Below are 17,800 nucleotides of genomic sequence, written 5' to 3'. Positions count from 1 at the left end.
CGCTCCAACGCCGACAGCTGCTCGATCCGCCCCGCGTCATCGACCCTCTCATCAAGATGAGACAGAGCCGCAACGAAAGCCTCCAGGCCCTCTGTCGCCAGCTCCGAACCACTCTCGATCATGTGTTCGATTCTACCTGGTTCAGGCTCGAACTTCTAATGCTTGAATGCACGAACTGCACTGCGGTGGGGACAGATTCATGTCCAGCGAAAGATCCTCGCGTGCTCGTCGTGACCTCCGACTCACCAGCGAGCCGGCATCAGACCTATCGACGCGAGAAGACAGCCGGGGTCAGTCCAAGCGTGATTTAGTGGTCGTCCGGGCGATGGTTCAGCTGCTCTCGACGACAGGCGTCCCGACGGCGCGCACGCCCGCCTCGCTCATCTGCAACAGGGCGGCCTCCGTCGTGGCGCGTGAGACCCCCGCGGTCAGGTCGAGCAGCACCGTGGTGTCGAAGCCCTCGCGCTCGGAGTCGGTGGCCGTCGCGCGAACGCAATGGTCGGTGGCGATCCCCACGACGTCGACCCGCGACACCTTCCGCTCGCGCAGCCATTCGGCGAGGGTCGAGCCGGCCGCGTCGTCACCGTGACCTTCGAACCCGCTGTAGGCAGCGGCGTACTCGCCCTTCTTGAACACGGCCTCGATGTGCTCGAGCGCGTCGGACAGGGCGGGATGCAGCGCGGCTCCCTCGGTGCCGGCGACACAGTGCACCGGCCACGAGTCGACGAAGTCGGGCTCGTCGGAGAAGTGGTCACCCGGGTCGATGTGCCAGTCGGCGGTCGCGACGATGTGGTCGTAGAGGTCGGCGTGGGTCTCGACGTGGTCGTTGACCGCGTGCGCCACCGCGGCCCCACCCGCGACGGCAAGGGCCCCGCCCTCACAGAAGTCGTTCTGCACGTCGACGATGACGAGCGCCCTTCGGTAGCTGGGCGCCTCGGTGATGTCGGTGACACCGGTGGTCGGGTCGGTCACGGCTCAGTCCTTCTCGTAGACGGTGGGGATGACGGGCTCCCCGCGGGAGAGCTGGGTGGCCGCCCGGGGCAGCTCGGTCCGAGAGGCGAGGTGGCGGGCGCGTCCCTCGTGGATGTCCTGGTGGTCGATGACCTCACCGTCGCGCACGAGGCCCACCATCAGTGGGCGGTCGTTGCCGTCGTTGGCGGGCAGCTCGCCGATGCCGATGACCTCGGCCTGGGCCACGCCCCGATCGGTAAGCCGGCGCAGGGCCCACTTGCGGCCACCGACCGACACCTTGTCCTTGCTCTTCTTCGCCACGCCCTCGAACTCGCCCGCTGCGTTCTCGCGCTGCACGAGCTTGTAGACCATGGATGCCGTCGGTGCACCAGAACCGGTCACGAGCGAGGTGCCGACGCCGTAGCCGCTGACCGGCCCGGCGGCCAACGCCGCGATCGCGTACTCGTCGAGGTCGGAGGTGACGATGATGCGGGTGCCGGAGTTGCCGGCCGCGTCGAGCTGGGCCCGCACCTCCTTGGCCTGGATGAGCAGGTCGCCCGAGTCGAGGCGCACGGCCCCGAGCTCAGGCCCGGCGATCTCGACGGCGAGGTCGACCGCCGCGCGCACGTCGTAGGTGTCCACGAGCAGGGTCGTACCCTTTCCGAGCGACTCGACCTGCGCGGTGAAGGCCTCCCGTTCTGAGTCGTAGAGCAGAGTGAAGGCATGAGCCGCCGTGCCGGTGGTCGGCACTCCGTAGCGACGGCCCGCCTCGAGGTTGCTCGTCGCCTCGAAGCCGGCCACGTAGGCAGCGCGGGCCGCGGCGACGGCCGACTCCTCGTGAGTGCGCCGGCTGCCCATCTCGATGCACGGGCGGTCGCCGGCCGCACTGGTCATGCGGGAGGCGGCCGAGGCGATAGCCGTGTCATGGTTGAGGATCGACAGGGCGAGAGTCTCGAGCACGACGCCCTCGGCGAAGGTCGACTCGACGACGAGCACCGGCGACTGAGGGAAGTAGCACTCGCCCTCGGCGTAGCCGCTGATCTGGCCGCTGAAGCGGTAGCCCTCCAACCAGTCGAGGGTCTGCCGGTCGACCACGTTCGCGTCGCGCAGGAAGCGCAGCTCGGCATCGCCGAACCGGAAGCTCTCCAACGCCTCGAGCAGGCGGCCGGTGCCGGCGAGAACCCCGTAGCGCCGACCGTCGGGCAGCCGCCGTGCGAAGGTCTCGAAGACGCACGCACGGTGGGCCTCGCCCGACCGCAACGCGGCCTGGAGCATGGTCAGCTCGTAGTGGTCGGTCAGCAGGGCCGTGCTTCCGGCGGCAATCGGGCTCACCCTCGCCAGCCTACGGTGGCCGGCCTCTAGGGTGGGTGACGTGTTCGCCCCACAGCTCTCGCTCGCCCCCCTGACGGAGGAGGTGACTTCCACCGAGGAGATCGTCTCGCCCGACCTGCCGTGGGTGACGATCGTCTGGAACGACCCCGTCAACCTGATGAGCTACGTCACCTGGGTGTTCGAGACCTACTTCGCCTACCCCCGGGCCAAGTGCGAGAAGCTGATGATGGATGTGCACCACAAGGGCCGCGCCGTGGTCTCGAACGGGCCGCGTGAGTCGATGGAGCGCGACGTCGAGGCATTGCAGGGTTACGGCCTCTGGGCCACCTTCGAGAAGGACCGCTGATGGCTCGCGCCTTTCTGCGCCAGAAGCAGCACTACGTCGCGCTGCTCGATGCGACCGAACGCGCCATGGTCGCCGGACTGATGGAGCAGACCCGGCTGATCCTCGCCCCCGAGGTGGAGTCGACCGGCGACCCCTTCACCGACCTCGTTGCCTCGATGGGCGTCTCCCTGGCGATCGAGGATCAGGTCGAGGGCGAGCGACAGCCTGACCCCGACGATAAGTCCTCCGGTGAACACGACTCTGACTCCAGCGATTTCACCGACCGAGACCCAGCGCTCGACCGGCTGCTGCCGACGGCGCACCGCGGTGACGACCAGGTCGCAGCCGAGTTCCGCCGTCTCACCGAAGAGGGCCTGCGTCAGCGCAAGAGTGGGAACCTCGACGTGGCCCTGCGGGCGCTGGAAGCGGCGGGAACGGCATCCGGTGACCGGGTGGTGCTCGATGCCGAGCAGGCTCCGGCCTTTCTGATGGCCCTCACCGACGTGCGCCTGCTGCTGGGCGAACGGATGGGGATGCGCACCGAGGAGGATGCCGCTCGCCTGCACGACCTGATGGAGACCATTGCCGACGACGACCCGCTCGGCTACGCCCTGGCCTGGTACGACTTCCTGACCTGGATGCAGGAGAGTCTGACCCATGCGGTCATGGGTGAGAGCCCACCCGAGCCGTCCGTGTGACGCAGTCGACGTGCCGCTCCCCGACGGGGGTCGGCGGCGGCACCTAGGCTCGGCCCGTGGATGTGACGATCGTCGGCTGCTCAGGCTCCTTCGCGGGGCCGGCGTCACCTGCCTCGAGCTACCTCGTTCGGGCTGAGCGCGACGGACGCGTGTGGAGCGTCGTGCTCGACCTCGGCAGCGGGGCGCTCGGCGCTCTGCAACGACACATCGAGCCGGCTGCTGTCGACGCCGTCGTGATCAGCCACCTGCACGTCGACCACTGCATCGACCTCTGTGGGCTCTACGTCATGCTCAAATATGGCCCGCGCGGGTCTGGCCCTTCGTCGGGCGCGGGGATGCCGGTGTGGGGCCCGGTGGGCACGGCGGCGCACATCGCGACGGCCTACGGCAACACCCAGGTCGAGAACGTCCCCGGCGTCTTCGACTTCCACGATGTCACCGACCGCGAGCCGATCGTCGTCGGCCCGTTCCGCATCACCCCGGTGCGGGTCGAGCACCCGATCGAGGCCTACGGCTTCCGAGTCGAGGCGAACGGCCGCACGCTCGCCTACACCGGCGACACCGATGCGTGCGACCAGCTGGGCGTGCTCATGACGCGCGCCGACCTCGTGCTCGCCGACTCGGCCTTCGTCGACGGCCGAGACGACGTGCGCGGCATCCACCTCTCGGGTAGCCGCGCAGCCACGGCAGCGCTCGAGGCCGGCGGGGTGTCCCGGCTGATGCTGACCCATCTGCCTGCGTGGAACGACCCAGAGGTGTGCCGTGACCAGGCCGCTCGGGTATGGAATGGGAAGGTCGAGCTCGCGGAGCCCGACCGCACCTACCCCGTGTGAGCCCGCTCCGGCGGGTAGCCGGGCGCCTGACCCCACGTTGTTCGTCGAACAGGAGACACCATGAAGCAGCGCACCCTCGGAGAGCTCACCGTCAGCGCCATCGGCCTCGGCGGGATGCCGATGTCGATCGAAGGGCGGCCCGACGAGGAGCGTTCGGTGCGTACCATCCACGCCGCTCTGGATGCCGGTGTCACCTTCATCGACACCGCTGACGCCTACCACCTCCATGCCGACGAGGTGGGCCACAACGAGAGCCTCATCGCCAAGGCGCTGGGTTCGTACGCGGGCAGCACCGACGACATCGTGGTCGCCACCAAGGGCGGTCACCTGCGACCGGGCGACGGGTCGTGGACCGTCAACGGCCGGCCCGAGTACATCAAGGAGGCCGCCAAGGCCTCGCTGCAGCGACTGGGGGGCGACGCCATCGCGCTCTACCAGTTCCACCGTCCCGACCCCGATGTTCCCTACGAGGAGTCGGTGGGCGCGCTCGCTGACCTGCTCGACGAGGGCGTGATCCGCATGGCGGGCATCTCCAACGCCGACCCTGGCCAGATCCGAGCGGCGCAGCAGGTTCTGGGCGGTCGCCTCGTGTCGGTGCAGAACCAGTTTTCACCGAAGTTCCGCAGCAGCCGGCCCGAGCTCGACCTGTGCGCCGAGCTGGGCATCGCCTTTCTGCCCTGGAGCCCGCTCGGTGGCATCAAGAGCGCGGCCGGCCTGGGCGATGACCATGACGCTTTCGCCGAGGTGGCCAAGGCCCACGACGTCAGCCCGCAGCAGGTGGCGCTCGCGTGGGAGCTCGCGTTGGCGCCCGTGGTGATCCCGATCCCCGGAAGCTCCCGGCCCGAGAGCATCACCGACTCCTCGCAGGCCGGTGACCTCGAGCTCACGGCCGCCGAGCTCGAGTCCCTCTCGGCCACCGACGCCGGCTGACCGGCCCCGCTCCCGCTCCTCGACGGACGCTTACCGGCTCCTTACCGACCGCGGCAGCGCCCGTCGAGGGCCGACGGTGGGCTCGATGCGGGCTTACCGTTGAGGCATGGCTAGCCTCGGCGGTATGACTGCCCAGCCCAGCCCTGCCCACCGCGTCCGTGCTGACGGGCGGTCGCCCGACGAGACCCGCGAGGTGCGCATCACGCGCAACTGGCTCGACCACGCCGAGGGGAGCGTGCTCGTCGAGTTCGGGCGCACCCGGGTGCTGTGCGCGGCCTCCTTCACCGCGGGCGTCCCCCGTTGGCTGAAGGGCAAGGGCACCGGCTGGGTGACGGCCGAGTACGCGATGCTGCCGCGAGCCACCAACACCCGCTCCGACCGCGAGAGCGTCAAGGGGCGCATCGGCGGCCGCACCCACGAGATCAGCCGGCTCATCGGTCGTAGCCTCCGGGCCGTCATCGACACCAAGGCCCTCGGCGAGAACACGATCGTGCTCGACTGTGACGTGCTGCAGGCCGACGGGGGCACGCGAACGGCGGCAATCACGGGAGCCTGGGTGGCGCTCAACGACGCCGTCGAGGACGCCCGGGCCAAAGGCCTGATCGGCAAGAACGCGCAGCCCCTCCGTGGTTCGGTCGCGGCCGTGTCGGTGGGCATCGTGGGCGGCCGGCCCCTGCTCGACCTCGACTACCCCGAGGACAGCACCGCCGAGACCGACATGAACGTCGTCATGACCGGCGACGGGCGCTTCGTCGAGGTGCAGGGCACCGCCGAAGGCGAGCCCTTCGACCGGATGCTGCTGGGCGAGCTGCTCGACCTGGCGACGAAGGGGTGTGCCGACCTGACCGCGCTGCAGCAGGCGGCGACGAGCGGCGAACCGGTGGCTCGACCCGGCGGAGCGCCCGCATGACCCGCGTGGTGCTCGCAACCCGCAACGCGCACAAGGTCGACGAGCTGCGCGGCATCCTCGGTGACGTCTGCGACGAGCTCGGTCTGACGATCGTCGGTCTCGACGAGTTTCCGGAGGCGCCCGACGTTGTCGAGGACGGCGTCACGTTCGAGCAGAACGCGACCCTGAAAGCCGCCTCCGCAGCGGCCGCGACCGGGCTGCCCGCGTTGGCCGACGACTCAGGAATCTCGGTCGACGTGCTCGGTGGGTCACCGGGCATCTTCAGCGCTCGCTGGTCAGGCGGCCGCGGCGACCGCGCCAACCTCGAGCTGCTGCTCGCGCAGCTCGGTGACGTGCGCGACGAGCACCGCGGGGCGGCCTTCGTCTGTGCCGCCTCCCTCGTGCTGCCCGACGGTCGGGCTGCCACCGAGCTCGGGCACTTCCCCGGCCGGGTGGCGCGAGAGCCGGCCGGCACGGGTGGCTTCGGCTACGACCCGATCTTCGTGCCCACCAACCAGCCCATCGACCCGCAGACCGACCACCGTTCGGGCGGCGGCCGCACGTTGGCGCAGTTCACCCCTGACGAGAAGAACGACGTCTCGCACCGGGCCCTGGCCTTCCGGGCCCTCGTGCCGCACCTGAAGGAGTACCTGAGTCCATGACCGTCACCACCTCGAGCGCACCCGTCACGACCCCCTCCGAAACGCCACCGCCCCGGTGGGTCGGAGCCGTCGACGGTGTCGTGGCGGGGCTGGTCACGGTGGGTCTCGGCACCCTCCTCGCGGCCCTGTTCCAGGCGCTGGGCCAGGCCGGCGGTCAGCCGGCCCCCATCGCCGCAGTGAGCGGCGCCTTCATCGACCGCACGCCGGCGTGGCTCAAGGACTTCGCCATCGCGACGTTCGGCACGAACGACAAGCGTGCGCTGCTGGTCGGTACGGCCGTCGCACTGGCGGTGATCTGCGCCGTCATCGGCCTGGTCGTGAGGCGTCGGATGCCGCTCGGCCTGACCCTCTTCGCCCTGGTGGGCCTCGTGGGCATGGCGGCCGTGCTCTCACGCCCCGGGGCCGCCCTGGCCGACGTGGTGCCCACCCTGCTCGGCACCATTGCCGGTCTGTGGTTCCTGCGCCGCGGCGTCGGCATGGACGCGTTGCGCCGCTCCGGTGGCGCCGCCTCGCGTGAGGCCGAGAGCCCGACGCGACGGTGGGTGCTCGGCGGGGGGCTGGGCATCGTGGCGGCCTGGTTCGGCAACTTCATCACTGGCGACTCCGCCGCGGCCACCGCCTCTCGCGATGCTGCCGTCGCCAAGGCCCCTGCGCCGTCGAACACGGTGACGATCCCGCCCGGTGCCGACCTCAAGATCCCGGGCGTCGCGCCTTTCGTCGTGCCGAACGACGACTTCTACCGCATCGACACCGCGATCGTCGTGCCGCGGGTCGACGCCAGCACCTGGACGCTGAAGGTCACGGGCATGGTCGAGGAGGAGATCGAGATCGACTGGGCGACCTTGCAGTCCAAGCCCATGCAGGAGGCGCTGGTGACGTTGATGTGCGTCTCCAACGAGGTCGGGGGAGAGCTGACCGGCAACGCCGTGTGGACCGGCTGGCCCGTGCGCGAGCTGCTTAAGATGGCCCGGCCCAAGCCGGGTGCCGACATGGTGCTCTCCCGGAGCGTCGACGGCTTCACGGCCGGAACCCCGATCGAGGCACTGACCGACGACCGCAACTCCCTCATCGCGATTCGCATGAACGGCCAGCCGCTGCCGTTCGAACACGGTTTCCCAGCGCGCATCGTCGTGCCCGGTCTCTACGGCTACGTGTCGGCCACGAAGTGGGTCAGCGAGCTCAAGGTGACGACCTTCGCCAGTGACCAGGGCTACTGGACCCCCCGGGGCTGGTCGCCGAAGGGCCCGGTCAAGACGGAGTCGCGCATCGACGTCCCTCGCTCGGGCGCCTCGGTCAAGGCGGGCAAGGTGGCCGTGGCCGGCGTGGCCTGGGCCCAGCACCGCGGTATCTCCAAGGTCGAGGTACAGGTCGACACGGGCCCCTGGACCCCCGCCCGACTCGCCGTCGACGCGAGCATCGACGCGTGGCGCCAGTGGGTCTACGAGTGGGACGCCACCTCGGGCAGCCACGAGGTTCGGGTGCGGGCCTACGACAACACCGGTGAGGTGCAGTCGCCCTTCGAAGCGCCCCCGGCGCCCGACGGTGCGAGCGGCATCCACACCGTCACGGTGCGCGTCGACTGAGCCGCGTCCTCCTCCTCCCTCTGGTCGAGCGTGACAAGCAGGTGACCTTTCTCGCCCCGGTGAACGGCGAGGGTGCTGCTAGCGTGACGCGGATCACATCCTCGGGAGGGATCTCATGTCGTCAGTTCGCGATCAGGTGCTGCGTCGAAAGCCAGTGCAGCAGACGTCCGAAGACACGGGCGGCGACAGTGACAGCGGTGAGCTGAAACGCACCATCGGCCTCCTTCCGCTCTCGGCCATCGGAATCGGTGGCACGATCGGCACGGGCATCTTCTTCATCCTGAGCCAGGCCGTGCCCATCGCCGGCCCGGCCGTGATCGGGTCGTTCCTCATCGCCGGTGTCGTGGCGGGTCTGACCGCCGTCTGCTACGCAGAGCTGGCGAGCGCGGTGCCGGTGGCGGGATCTTCCTACTCCTACGCCTACGCCACTCTCGGCGAGCTGACGGCTCTCGGGGTGGGTGCCTGCCTGCTGCTCGAATGGGGGGTGGCCGGTGCCGCTGTCGCGGTGGGGTGGTCGGAGTACGTCAACCAGCTGCTGAACAACCTCTTCGGCTTCACCATCCCCGACGTGTTGTCGAACGCCCCAGAGCAGGGCGGCATCTTCAACCTGCCCGCCGTCATTCTCATCGCGGCCTGCGCAGCACTGCTGATCCGGGGCACGAGCGAGTCGACGACGGCCAACGCCGTCATGGTGCTGATCAAGATCGCCATCCTGGTCATGTTCATCGTCATCGCCTTCCAGGGCTGGAACTCCGACAACATGAGCGACTTCACCCCGTTCGGCTTCAGCGGCGTCACCTCGGCCGCCGGCATCATCTTCTTCTCCTACATCGGCCTCGACGGGGTCGCGACGGCCGGAGAGGAGGCCAAGAACCCGAGGCGCAACCTGCCGCTGGCCATCTTCATCTCGTTGGTGGTCGTCACCACGCTCTACGTGCTGGTCGCGATCGTGGCCGTGGCCGCCCAGCCGGTCGAAGGGTTCAAGAACCAGGAGGCCGGCCTCTCGCAGATCCTGCAACAGGTGACCGGGTCGACCTGGCCGGGCACCGTGCTGGCAGCCGGCGCCATCATCTCGATCTTCAGCGTGACGCTGGTCTCGCTATACGGCCAGACCCGCATTCTGTTCGCGATGTCTCGAGACGGCATGGTGCCGCCGATCTTCCACAAGGTCAACCCTCGCACCCTGACCCCGGTGCACAACACCGTGATCGTCGCGGTGGTGGTGTCGCTGCTCGCTGGGCTCATCCCGATCAACTTCCTGGCCGAGATGACGAGCATCGGCACCCTGGCCGCGTTCATCACCGTCTCGATCGGCGTCATGATCCTGCGCCACCGGTCTCCTGACCTGCCGCGCGGCTTCCGGGTGCCCTTCTACCCCGTCACCCCGATCCTGTCGATCGTGGGCTCGTTGTGGATCATCACCAGCCTGCGAGCCGTGACCCTCTACGTCTTCGTGGTCTGGATCGCGGCCGCGGTCGCGTGGTACTTCGTGTACGCCCGCACGCACTCCGTTCTGGGCCGAAGCGGCCGCGGCAAGATCATGCAGGGGCCGTTGCCGTGACCGTTCTGGTGGGCTACCCGCCCAACCTGCAGGGCCGCTCGGCCCTCGAGCTGGGGGCCATGCTCGCTCGGTCGGCCGGGTCGGATGTGGTGGTCTGCAGTGTCGTGCCGGCTCCGTGGCTGCCGGGCGGAACCCAGGTGGATGCCGAGTATCTGGCCGACATGGTCGATCTCGCCGACCGGGCGCTCGACCGGGCGCGGTCTGAGGCCCCGGCCGACGTACCGGTCAGCTACGTGCAGCTGCAGGCTCGCTCTGGGGCCAGTGGCCTGCTTCGGGCTGCCGAGGAACACGGCGCTTCGATGATCGTGCTGGGCAGCTCGACCGCCGGGGTGTTCGGACACATCACCATGAGCAGTGTCGCGTCGCGGTTGCTGCACAGCTCACCGATCCCGATCGCGCTGGCCACCAGGGGTTTTCGATGCGGAGAGTCGGAGAAGGTCAGTCGGATCACGGTGGCCTACGGCGGGTCGCAACGTGACGAGGCGCTGGTCGGTGCGGCCCGACACGTGGCCTCGCAGGTCGACGCGTCGTTGCGACTGGCCCTGCTGGCGGTACAGGCCCGCCCGCCGGTCACCGCCCGGTTCGGCGTCGAGGCCGACGACGTCGTGGCGGTGTGGACGGCTGACATGAAGGCCTCGGCGCGCCGCGCGCTGCAGGCCCACGCCCCACAGACCCTGGAGTCAGACCGGATGGAGATCGTGGTCGGTCGGGGGAGCCGCTGGGGCGAGGCCCTCGACAGCATCGGGTGGGCGTCAGGGGACGTGCTGACCATCGGATCGGGCAGTGCAGGACCCTTCGCTCGTGTGTTTCTCGGATCGCGAGCCGCCAAGATCATCCGAGACTCCCCGGTGCCGGTCGTGGTCGTCCCCCGGGCCCGGGCCGGAGAGCTCAGCCTGTCAGACCGTGCCTGATGTGACGGGGCCGACGAGCGGCGGTGAGGCCCTGGTCGCTGCGCTGGTCGCGCACGGGGTCGACACGGTGTTCGGCATCCCGGGCACCCACAACCTCGAGATCTACCGCCACCTGCTCGCCCACGGGGTTCGACACGTGGGCACCCGGCACGAGCAGGGTGCGGGCTACGCCGCTGACGGCTATGCGCGCACGACCGGCCGGGTCGGGGTCGCCCTGGTCACCACCGGACCGGCCCTGCTCAACGCGGTTGCCGCCATCGGTCAGGCCTACTCCGACTCGGTGCCGGTGCTCGTCGTCTCACCCGGCCTGCCCCTGCGACACCCTGCCGCGGGCAACGGGTTGCTGCACGAGACGAAGGACCAGCAGGGGGCCATGCGCGCGGTCGCTGCGGCCAGCCTGCGACCGACCAGTGTCGAGGACATCCCCGTCGCCGTGGCCCAGGCCTTCGCGATCATGACCCACGGCCGACCCCGCCCGGTGCACCTGGAGGTCCCCCTCGACGTGCTCCTGGAGACCACCGACGGGCCGGCCACCGGGCCCGCGGGCGCCTGTCACCGGCTCGCCCCCACGGCGCCGGCCGGCGTCGTGACCGAGGCGGCTGCCTGGTTGGACGATGCCGCCTTCCCGGTGATCCTCGCGGGGGGCGGCGCCAACCGGGCAGCAGCCGAGCTGCGGGCCGTGGCCGAGCGGCTGGGCGCCCCGGTGGTGACGACGACCAACGGCAAGGGGGTGCTGCCCGAGGACCACCCTCTCGCCCTGGGGGCGGGGATCCACCTGCCGGTCGTGCGCGACCTCGTGACGGAGGCCGACGTGGTGCTGGCGGTCGGCACCGAGCTCGCACCGGCCGACCTGTGGAACGGCCCGCTGCCGCTGGCGGGCCGGCTCGTGCGCATCGACATCGACCCGGTCGCGATGGTCACCAACGCCCTGCCCGACCTGGGGCTCGTCGGCGACTCGGCACGGGTGCTGGCCGACCTGCTCGTCGCGCTGGGCGGGGAGCCCGCCAGACGTGATCCCATCGACCTTCTGGGCTGGCGGGAGCGCAAAAGGGCTGACGCCGAGCGGGAGGGAGCGACCTGGCTCCCGCTCGTGCGCGCCCTGTCGGCAGCGCTGCCTCGCGACGTCGTGCTCGGCACCGACAACGCCATGTTCTGCTACTACGGCATGCTGGCCAACCTGCCTGTGCACGAACCGAGCTCGTACCTCTTCCCCACGGGCTACGGCACGCTCGGCTACGGACTGCCGGCCGCCATCGGGGCCAAGGTGGGCAACCCCGACCGTCCCGTGGTGGCGGTGCTCGGTGACGGCGGGCTGATGTTCACCGTCGCGGAGCTCGCGACCGCTGCCGAGCTGGGTCTCACGCTGCCGGTGGTCGTGGTCGACAACCGCGGATACGGCGAGATCCGCCACGAGATGACGGGGCGCGGCGACCCGGTGCACGCCGTCACCTTCGAGGCCCCCGACTTCGCGGCACTCGGGCGATCGCTCGGTTGCCTCGGTACCACCGTCGACGATCCGGTCGACCTGACCGCGGCGGTCAGGGTGGGCCTTCTCGCCGACCGCCCGACCGTCATCCATGTGCGCCACCACGAGCGGGCCGCTCCGGCCGGGGGAGGAGAGCACGCATGAGCTCGCTGCTCGAGATCACCTGGTGCGACCCCGTGACCTCTCGACGGGGCTACGTCGTGATCGACTCCCTGGTGCGCGGGCTGGCCTCCGGAGGCCTGCGGCTGCGCGACGGGTGCAGCCTCGAGGAGGTGCGCGGACTGGCCCAGGGCATGACGCGCAAAGAGGCCCTCGTGTACGACCCGGCCGACGCCTACGTTCCCCTCGGCGGCGCCAAGGGCGGCATCGACATCGACCCGGGTGCCCCCGACGCCCGCGACGTGCTGAAGCGTTTTCTCTCGGCCATCCTGCCGACCGTGCGCTCGCAGTGGAACACCGGGGAGGACTTCGGCCTGCGCCAGGAGACGATCGACGAGGTGGCTGCCGAGCTCGGGCTGCCCTCCACCGTCGAGGCCGTCTTCGCCACGTTCGACGACCCCTCAACCGCTCGGGGGAGACTCGCCGATGCGTTCGCCTGCACGGTCGACGGCATCTCCCTCGACGGGCTCGTCGGTGGGTACGGCGTCGCGCAGGCAGCCCTGCTCACGGCCGAGGGCCTGGGGCTGCCCCCGACGCGAACGACGGCGGTCGTGCAGGGCTTCGGGTCGATCGGGGGAGCCGCAGCGCGCTATCTCGCACGCGCCGGTGTCAAGGTCGTGGCCGTCGCCGACCGAGAGGGGCTGGTCCGCTGTGACGACGGCCTCGACGTCGAGGGCCTGTTGCGTTCGCGCGACGAGCACGGCGTCATCGACCGCGCGGGCCTGCGCCCCGGCGATGTCACGGCCGATCGCGACACCTGGCTCGACGTTCCGTGCGACCTGCTCGTGCCTGCGGCCATGTCGTACGTCATCACTGGCGACGTGGTCGAGCGGGTGCGGGCCCGAGCCGTCGTGGAGGGCGCGAACATGCCGACCCTCCCCGAGGCCGAAGCGGCGCTGGCGCAGCGCGGCATCCCCGTCGTTCCTGACTTCCTCGCCAACGTCATGACGAACGCGTGGTGGTGGTGGGTCGTCTTCGGCGACATCGAGCCCACGGCCGCAGCGTCGTTCGCCAAGATCGACACGGTGATGCGTCGGCTCGTCGACACGGTGGAGGGCGACCACCGCACCTCAGGCGCCACCCTGCGGGAGTGCGCACTGGCCCTCGCCGACCGCAACGCGCAGGCCCTGACCGAACGGGTCGGTGTGATCGGCTGACTGCCGCCCTCGCCACCGAGGGGCCAGCGACCGACAATGGGCGCAGCACCGCACCACCCGCAAGCGCAGAGACAGGGGAGAGAACCCATGGCCGACGCCAGTGCCGACCCGCTCGTCCGTCAGGCGCGGGATGCCGCTGCCCGAGCGGCATCCTTCTCGAACGTCGCGGTCGGGAACGAGCATGCGATGAACCGGCTGCGTGACGTGGCAGCGCTGCTCACCAGCGTCTGGGGGAGCTCGCCCGACGGGGCGCCGCTCCCGCCCGACGTGCTCCGCGCCATCAGTCACGCCGGCTGCAACGTCACGGTGGCCCACGACGACGACGGACGCCTGCTGGGAACGGCGGTGGCGATCGTCTCACCCGACGGCGTGGGCGCCTACTCGCTCATCGCGGCCGTCGCGCCCGACGTGAGCGACCGGGGCATCGGGTTCGCCCTCAAGCTGCACCAGCGAGCGTGGGCCCTCGAGCGGGGCTTCACCACCCTGAACTGGACCTTCGACCCGCTGGTCAGCCGCAACGCCCGGTTCAACCTGACCAAGCTCGGAGCCCACTGCGACGAGTACCTGCCCGACTTCTACGGGCCGATGGCCGATGCCATCAACACCGGCCCGAGCGACCGCCTCGCGGCAGTGTGGCCGCTCACCGACCAGCGCTCGGTGGCCTGCAGCGAGGGCCAGCCCCCACCGGTCGACCTGCCCGACTTCACGGCCGACGACGTGTCGGCGACAGGCCCCGACGGTCAGCCCTTCGTCGTCGATGTCGCCGGGGCACGCTGGTGCCGGGTTCCGGCCGACGTGGTCGTGCTCCGCCGCCGCAACCCCGACGAGGCATCACAGTGGCGCACCCGGGTGGGGGAGGTGTTCGTGGAGGCGTTCGGGTCGGGATACCGCGCGACCGGGGTCACCAGAACGGGCTGGTACCGGCTCACGAACGATGCTGGGGATGCTGGGAATGCTGGGGATGCCGCGGGCACGGGCCGCACCGAGAGAGGCGCGTCATGAAGATCGAGAAGATCGAGCTACGAAGGGTCTGCCTCCCGCTGGTCACCCCGTTCCGCACCTCGTTCGGCACCTCCACGGAGCGCGAGACCACGATCGTGCGGGTGGTCACCGCCGACGCCGAGGGGTGGGCCGAGTCTGCCGCCGAACCCGAGCCGCTCTACGGCCCGGAGTTCCTCGACGGCGCCGACCTGGTGATCCGCGACCATCTCATCCCCCGGCTGCGGGCCGAGGGCGAGGCCCTGACCGCCGAACGTGTCGGCCCGGCTCTGGCCGCAGTCACCGGTCACCCGATGTCGAAGGCGGTGCTCGAGACGGCCATTCTCGATGCCCAGCTGAAGGCGAGCGGGGTCTCGTTCGGGCAGTATCTCGGAGCGGTTCGCGACCGCGTCCCGGCCGGTGTCTCCGTCGGCATCATGGACTCCATCGACGAGCTGCTCGCGGCGGTGGCGGGCTATCTGGACGAGGGCTACCTGCGCATCAAGCTCAAGATCGAGCCGGGTTGGGACATCGAGCCGGTGCGGGCCGTGCGCGAGCGCTTCGGCGACGAGATGCTGCTGCAGGTAGACGCCAACACCGCCTACACCCTCGCCGACGCCCGACACCTGGCCCGGCTCGACCCCTTCGACCTGCTTCTGATGGAGCAGCCGATGGCCGCCGACGACCTCCTCGGGCACGCCCGGCTGGCCCAGGTCATCTCCACCCCCATCTGCCTCGACGAGTCGATCGAGTCGGCTCGCGATGCCGCGTCGGCCATCGCCCTCGGGGCCTGCAGTGTCATCAACGTCAAGCCGGCCCGCGTCGGTGGCTACCTCGAGGCTCGCCGCATCCACGACGTCGCCGCCGCACACGGCATCCCGGTGTGGTGCGGTGGGATGCTCGAGACGGGTATCGGTCGTGCGGCCAACGTCGCTCTCGCGGCGCTGCCCAACTTCGTGATGCCCGGCGACACCTCGGCCTCGAGCCGGTACTACGAGCAAGACCTGACCGCGCCCTTCGTGCTCGACGGTGGACACCTCGAGGTGCCCACCGGTCCGGGCATCGGCGTCGAGGTGCTGCCCGACGTGCTGGCGCAGGTGACGGTCTCCATGACCGAGATCGCCTTCTGACTAGAGTTGGTGGCGCAGCGACCGGCGGACGTGGTGGAACTGGTAGACACGCAGGATTTAGGTTCCTGTGCCTTAGGTGTGCGGGTTCGAGTCCCGCCGTCCGCACCCAGACCTTCTGAAGGAGCAGCTCGTGACTGACCCGAAGCGCCGGATCGAGGCCGGTGACCCCGCGCCCGACTTCACCCTCCCCGACGACACGGGTGCGCCGGTCTCGCTGGCTGACCATCGCGGTCGCAAGGTGATCGCCTACTTCTACCCCGCAGCGATGACCCCGGGGTGCACCACGCAGGCCTGCGACTTCAGTGAGTCGATGGCCTCGTTCACGCGAGACGGCTACGACGTCGTCGGCATCTCGAAGGACCCGCCGGCCAAGCTGGCCCGCTTCCGTGAGCGTGACGGCCTCAGCTTCCCGCTTCTGAGCGACGAGGAGCTCACGGTCCACCGCGCCTACGGGGCCTTCGGCGAGAAGAAGCTCTACGGCAAGACGGTGCAGGGAGTGATCCGCTCCACCTTCGTCATCGACGAAGAGGGCGTGGTCACCCGAGCGCTCTACAACGTCAAGGCCACCGGTCACGTCGCGAAGCTGCGCCGTGACCTCGGCCTCGAGGGCTGACCGAATGGGTACGTTCGGCCTGCGACGAGCCCCCCGAGACACGCCGCTAGAGTCGGCCCCAGAGTCGGCACAGCAGCGAAAGGAAGCCAGATGAGCGACACCGCACGGATCGAGGCCGACATCGAGGCCGCCCGCAAGCGACTGGAGGTCACCGTCAACGAGCTGGCCTATCGCGCCCAGCCGAAGGTGATCGCGCAGCGCCAGGTGCGCAGCCTCAAGCTGAGGTTCGACGAGGCCACTCACACCCCTGACGGTGAGCTGCGAGTCGAACGGGTGGGGGCGGTGGTTGCGGCGGCCGTCGCCGCCATCGTGGTCATCGCGCTCGTGCGTCGCCGCCGTCGCTGACCCACGACGCAGCAGAGGTCCCTCGCGCCGGCGAGGGACCTCTGCTTTTGGTGCGCCGCCAGGGACTCGAACCCCGAACCCAGTGATTAAGAGTCACTTGCTCTGCCAATTGAGCTAGCGGCGCAACGAGGGGAAACGTTAGCAGTCGGCTCGACCCCGACAAAATCGATAGCGCCGTGGTTGCCATCCCCAGAGAGCCGGTTCCGCATGCTCCGATCGGTGGGGCGAGCCTAGGCCAGGGCCACCGATACGAGCGACAGGGCCAGGCTGATGATGACCAGGCCGACGATGACGCCGACGGTGATCTTCTGGGTGCGTTTGTTGGTGGAGAGCATGCCCCATTGTGGCCCATCGGTGGACGAGCAAGGCCCCCGCACGATGGTCTTCGCGCGGGGGCCTTCTTGGGGTGAGTGACGGGACTTGAACCCGCGGCCACCTGGACCACAACCAGGTGCTCTACCAGCTGAGCTACACCCACCAAGACTCTCCGTCGGCTGCGGGCGAACCCGAGGCCGGCTGGACAGCGACGCCAATCGTACCTGCTCCGGAGGGGTGCTCGTGACCGGGCCTCAGAGCGTGACCGAGGGCGTGCCAGAGCCAACCGAGGTCAGGTGGTGATGACGTGGGGTCGGGCCAGCGCCTTGGCGGTGGCGCTGTCGGGGCCGGGCTGCGGAACGAACACGGCCTCGCGGTAGTAGCGCAGCTCGGCGATCGACTCGCGGATGTCGGCCAGGGCCCGGTGCCCCCCTGACTTCTTCGGTGCGTTGAAGTAGACCCGGGGGTACCAGCGGCGCGACAGCTCCTTGATCGAGCTCACGTCGATGATGCGGTAGTGCAGGTGCGCCTCCAGCTGCGCCATGTCGCGGGCGAGGAAGCCGCGGTCGGTGGCGACGGTGTTTCCGCCGAGCGGTGCCTTGCGGGGTTCTGGCACGAACTGGCGAATGTGGTCGAGCACGAGGGTCTGCGCCTCCTCCAGCGTGACGCCGGAGTCGAACTGCTCGATCAGGCCCGAGGTGATGTGCATGTTGCGCACGAAGTCGTCCATCTGCTCGAGCGCCTCGGCGGGCGGTCTGATGACCACGTCGATGCCATCGTCGAGCTGGTTCAGCTCGAAGTCGGTGACGAGGGCCGCGACCTCCACCAGGGCGTCGGCTCGCAGGTCGAGTCCGGTCATCTCGCAGTCGATCCAGATGATGCGGTCGGCCGTCGATCGGGCGTGTGTCTCGGTCACCACCTCACCCTACGGGAGGGCCGATG

General features: G+C 69.8%; 18 protein-coding genes and 3 tRNA genes. 16 read left to right on the top strand and 5 right to left on the bottom strand.

The window, feature by feature from the left end:
- Positions 1–330: 330 nt before the first annotated feature.
- Positions 331–972 (bottom strand): isochorismatase family protein, encoded by a 642-nt coding sequence (locus BA895_RS13635; RefSeq protein WP_305778071.1) that lies wholly within the window; start codon positions 970–972, stop codon positions 331–333.
- 3 nt (positions 973–975) lie between these two features.
- Entirely contained in the window at positions 976–2,226 is a 1,251-nt protein-coding gene (locus BA895_RS13630; RefSeq protein ID WP_254666469.1) for a nicotinate phosphoribosyltransferase, read from the bottom strand.
- Positions 2,227–2,323: 97 nt separating this feature from the next.
- On the opposite strand from BA895_RS13630, the gene clpS reads away from it, so the two are divergent.
- The 16 genes from clpS (at position 2,324) to BA895_RS13550 (ending at position 16,543) form a co-directional block, all read left to right on the top strand.
- Complete coding sequence (clpS, locus tag BA895_RS13625) at positions 2,324–2,629, top strand: ATP-dependent Clp protease adapter ClpS (protein ID WP_139142655.1); 306 nt, start codon at positions 2,324–2,326, stop codon at positions 2,627–2,629.
- Positions 2,629–3,306, top strand: a complete 678-nt coding sequence (locus BA895_RS13620) for a DUF2017 domain-containing protein (protein ID WP_070192440.1) — start codon at positions 2,629–2,631, stop codon at positions 3,304–3,306. Before clpS ends, BA895_RS13620 begins: the two co-directional genes overlap by 1 nt.
- Positions 3,307–3,362: 56 nt before the next feature.
- On the top strand, positions 3,363–4,139 hold the full coding sequence (locus BA895_RS13615) for an MBL fold metallo-hydrolase (protein ID WP_070192439.1): 777 nt from the start codon (positions 3,363–3,365) through the stop codon (positions 4,137–4,139).
- A gap of 60 nt (positions 4,140–4,199) precedes the next feature.
- Positions 4,200–5,069, top strand: coding sequence for an aldo/keto reductase (locus tag BA895_RS13610; protein WP_070192438.1), 870 nt, complete (start codon positions 4,200–4,202; stop codon positions 5,067–5,069).
- A gap of 124 nt (positions 5,070–5,193) precedes the next feature.
- The gene (gene rph, locus BA895_RS13605; protein ID WP_070192437.1) at positions 5,194–5,979 is read left to right on the top strand and encodes a ribonuclease PH; all 786 of its coding nucleotides are present in this window, start codon (positions 5,194–5,196) and stop codon (positions 5,977–5,979) included.
- Entirely contained in the window at positions 5,976–6,620 is a 645-nt protein-coding gene (locus tag BA895_RS13600) for a non-canonical purine NTP pyrophosphatase (RefSeq protein ID WP_070192436.1), read from the top strand. The genes rph and BA895_RS13600 overlap by 4 nt, the downstream gene beginning before the upstream one ends.
- Positions 6,617–8,203 (top strand): molybdopterin-dependent oxidoreductase, encoded by a 1,587-nt coding sequence (locus BA895_RS13595; RefSeq protein ID WP_070192435.1) that lies wholly within the window; start codon positions 6,617–6,619, stop codon positions 8,201–8,203. The genes BA895_RS13600 and BA895_RS13595 overlap by 4 nt, the downstream gene beginning before the upstream one ends.
- A 115-nt stretch (positions 8,204–8,318) precedes the next feature.
- Positions 8,319–9,764: an amino acid permease gene (locus tag BA895_RS13590; protein ID WP_070192434.1), complete on the top strand. Its 1,446-nt coding sequence runs from the start codon at positions 8,319–8,321 to the stop codon at positions 9,762–9,764.
- On the top strand, positions 9,761–10,675 hold the full coding sequence (locus tag BA895_RS13585) for a universal stress protein (RefSeq protein WP_070192433.1): 915 nt from the start codon (positions 9,761–9,763) through the stop codon (positions 10,673–10,675). The genes BA895_RS13590 and BA895_RS13585 overlap by 4 nt, the downstream gene beginning before the upstream one ends.
- Positions 10,668–12,305 carry a thiamine pyrophosphate-binding protein gene (locus BA895_RS13580; protein WP_217493902.1) on the top strand — a complete coding sequence of 546 codons (1,638 nt, stop codon included), beginning with the start codon at positions 10,668–10,670 and terminating at the stop codon, positions 12,303–12,305. The genes BA895_RS13585 and BA895_RS13580 overlap by 8 nt, the downstream gene beginning before the upstream one ends.
- Entirely contained in the window at positions 12,302–13,477 is a 1,176-nt protein-coding gene (locus BA895_RS13575; RefSeq protein ID WP_070192431.1) for a Glu/Leu/Phe/Val dehydrogenase, read from the top strand. The genes BA895_RS13580 and BA895_RS13575 overlap by 4 nt, the downstream gene beginning before the upstream one ends.
- Before the next feature lie 87 nt (positions 13,478–13,564).
- Positions 13,565–14,479, top strand: a complete 915-nt coding sequence (locus BA895_RS13570) for a GNAT family N-acetyltransferase (protein WP_175442325.1) — start codon at positions 13,565–13,567, stop codon at positions 14,477–14,479.
- A complete protein-coding gene (gene menC, locus BA895_RS13565; protein WP_070192430.1) occupies positions 14,476–15,585 on the top strand; it encodes an o-succinylbenzoate synthase in 1,110 nt (369 codons plus the stop codon). Before BA895_RS13570 ends, menC begins: the two co-directional genes overlap by 4 nt.
- Positions 15,586–15,609: 24 nt before the next feature.
- Positions 15,610–15,690, top strand: a tRNA-Leu gene (locus BA895_RS13560).
- 25 nt (positions 15,691–15,715) lie between these two features.
- Positions 15,716–16,198 carry a thioredoxin-dependent thiol peroxidase gene (gene bcp / locus BA895_RS13555; RefSeq protein ID WP_070192452.1) on the top strand — a complete coding sequence of 161 codons (483 nt, stop codon included), beginning with the start codon at positions 15,716–15,718 and terminating at the stop codon, positions 16,196–16,198.
- A gap of 90 nt (positions 16,199–16,288) precedes the next feature.
- Entirely contained in the window at positions 16,289–16,543 is a 255-nt protein-coding gene (locus BA895_RS13550; RefSeq protein ID WP_070192429.1) for a DUF3618 domain-containing protein, read from the top strand.
- Between the two features lie 48 nt (positions 16,544–16,591).
- On the opposite strand, the gene BA895_RS13545 is transcribed toward BA895_RS13550, so the two are convergent.
- The 3 genes from BA895_RS13545 to orn all read right to left on the bottom strand — a co-directional run bounded on the left by BA895_RS13545 (position 16,592) and on the right by orn (position 17,774).
- A tRNA-Lys gene (locus BA895_RS13545) sits at positions 16,592–16,667 on the bottom strand.
- A gap of 278 nt (positions 16,668–16,945) precedes the next feature.
- A tRNA-His gene (locus BA895_RS13540) sits at positions 16,946–17,021 on the bottom strand.
- A gap of 129 nt (positions 17,022–17,150) precedes the next feature.
- Positions 17,151–17,774: an oligoribonuclease gene (gene orn, locus BA895_RS13535; protein WP_070192451.1), complete on the bottom strand. Its 624-nt coding sequence runs from the start codon at positions 17,772–17,774 to the stop codon at positions 17,151–17,153.
- Positions 17,775–17,800: the final 26 nt, after the last annotated feature.

Origin of the sequence: Humibacillus sp. DSM 29435, assembly GCF_001758225.1 — a bacterium.
GTDB lineage: Bacteria > Actinomycetota > Actinomycetes > Actinomycetales > Dermatophilaceae > DSM-29435.
The sequence above is the reverse complement of the archived record's forward strand: the minus strand, read 5'-3'. Positions and strand labels throughout refer to the sequence as shown.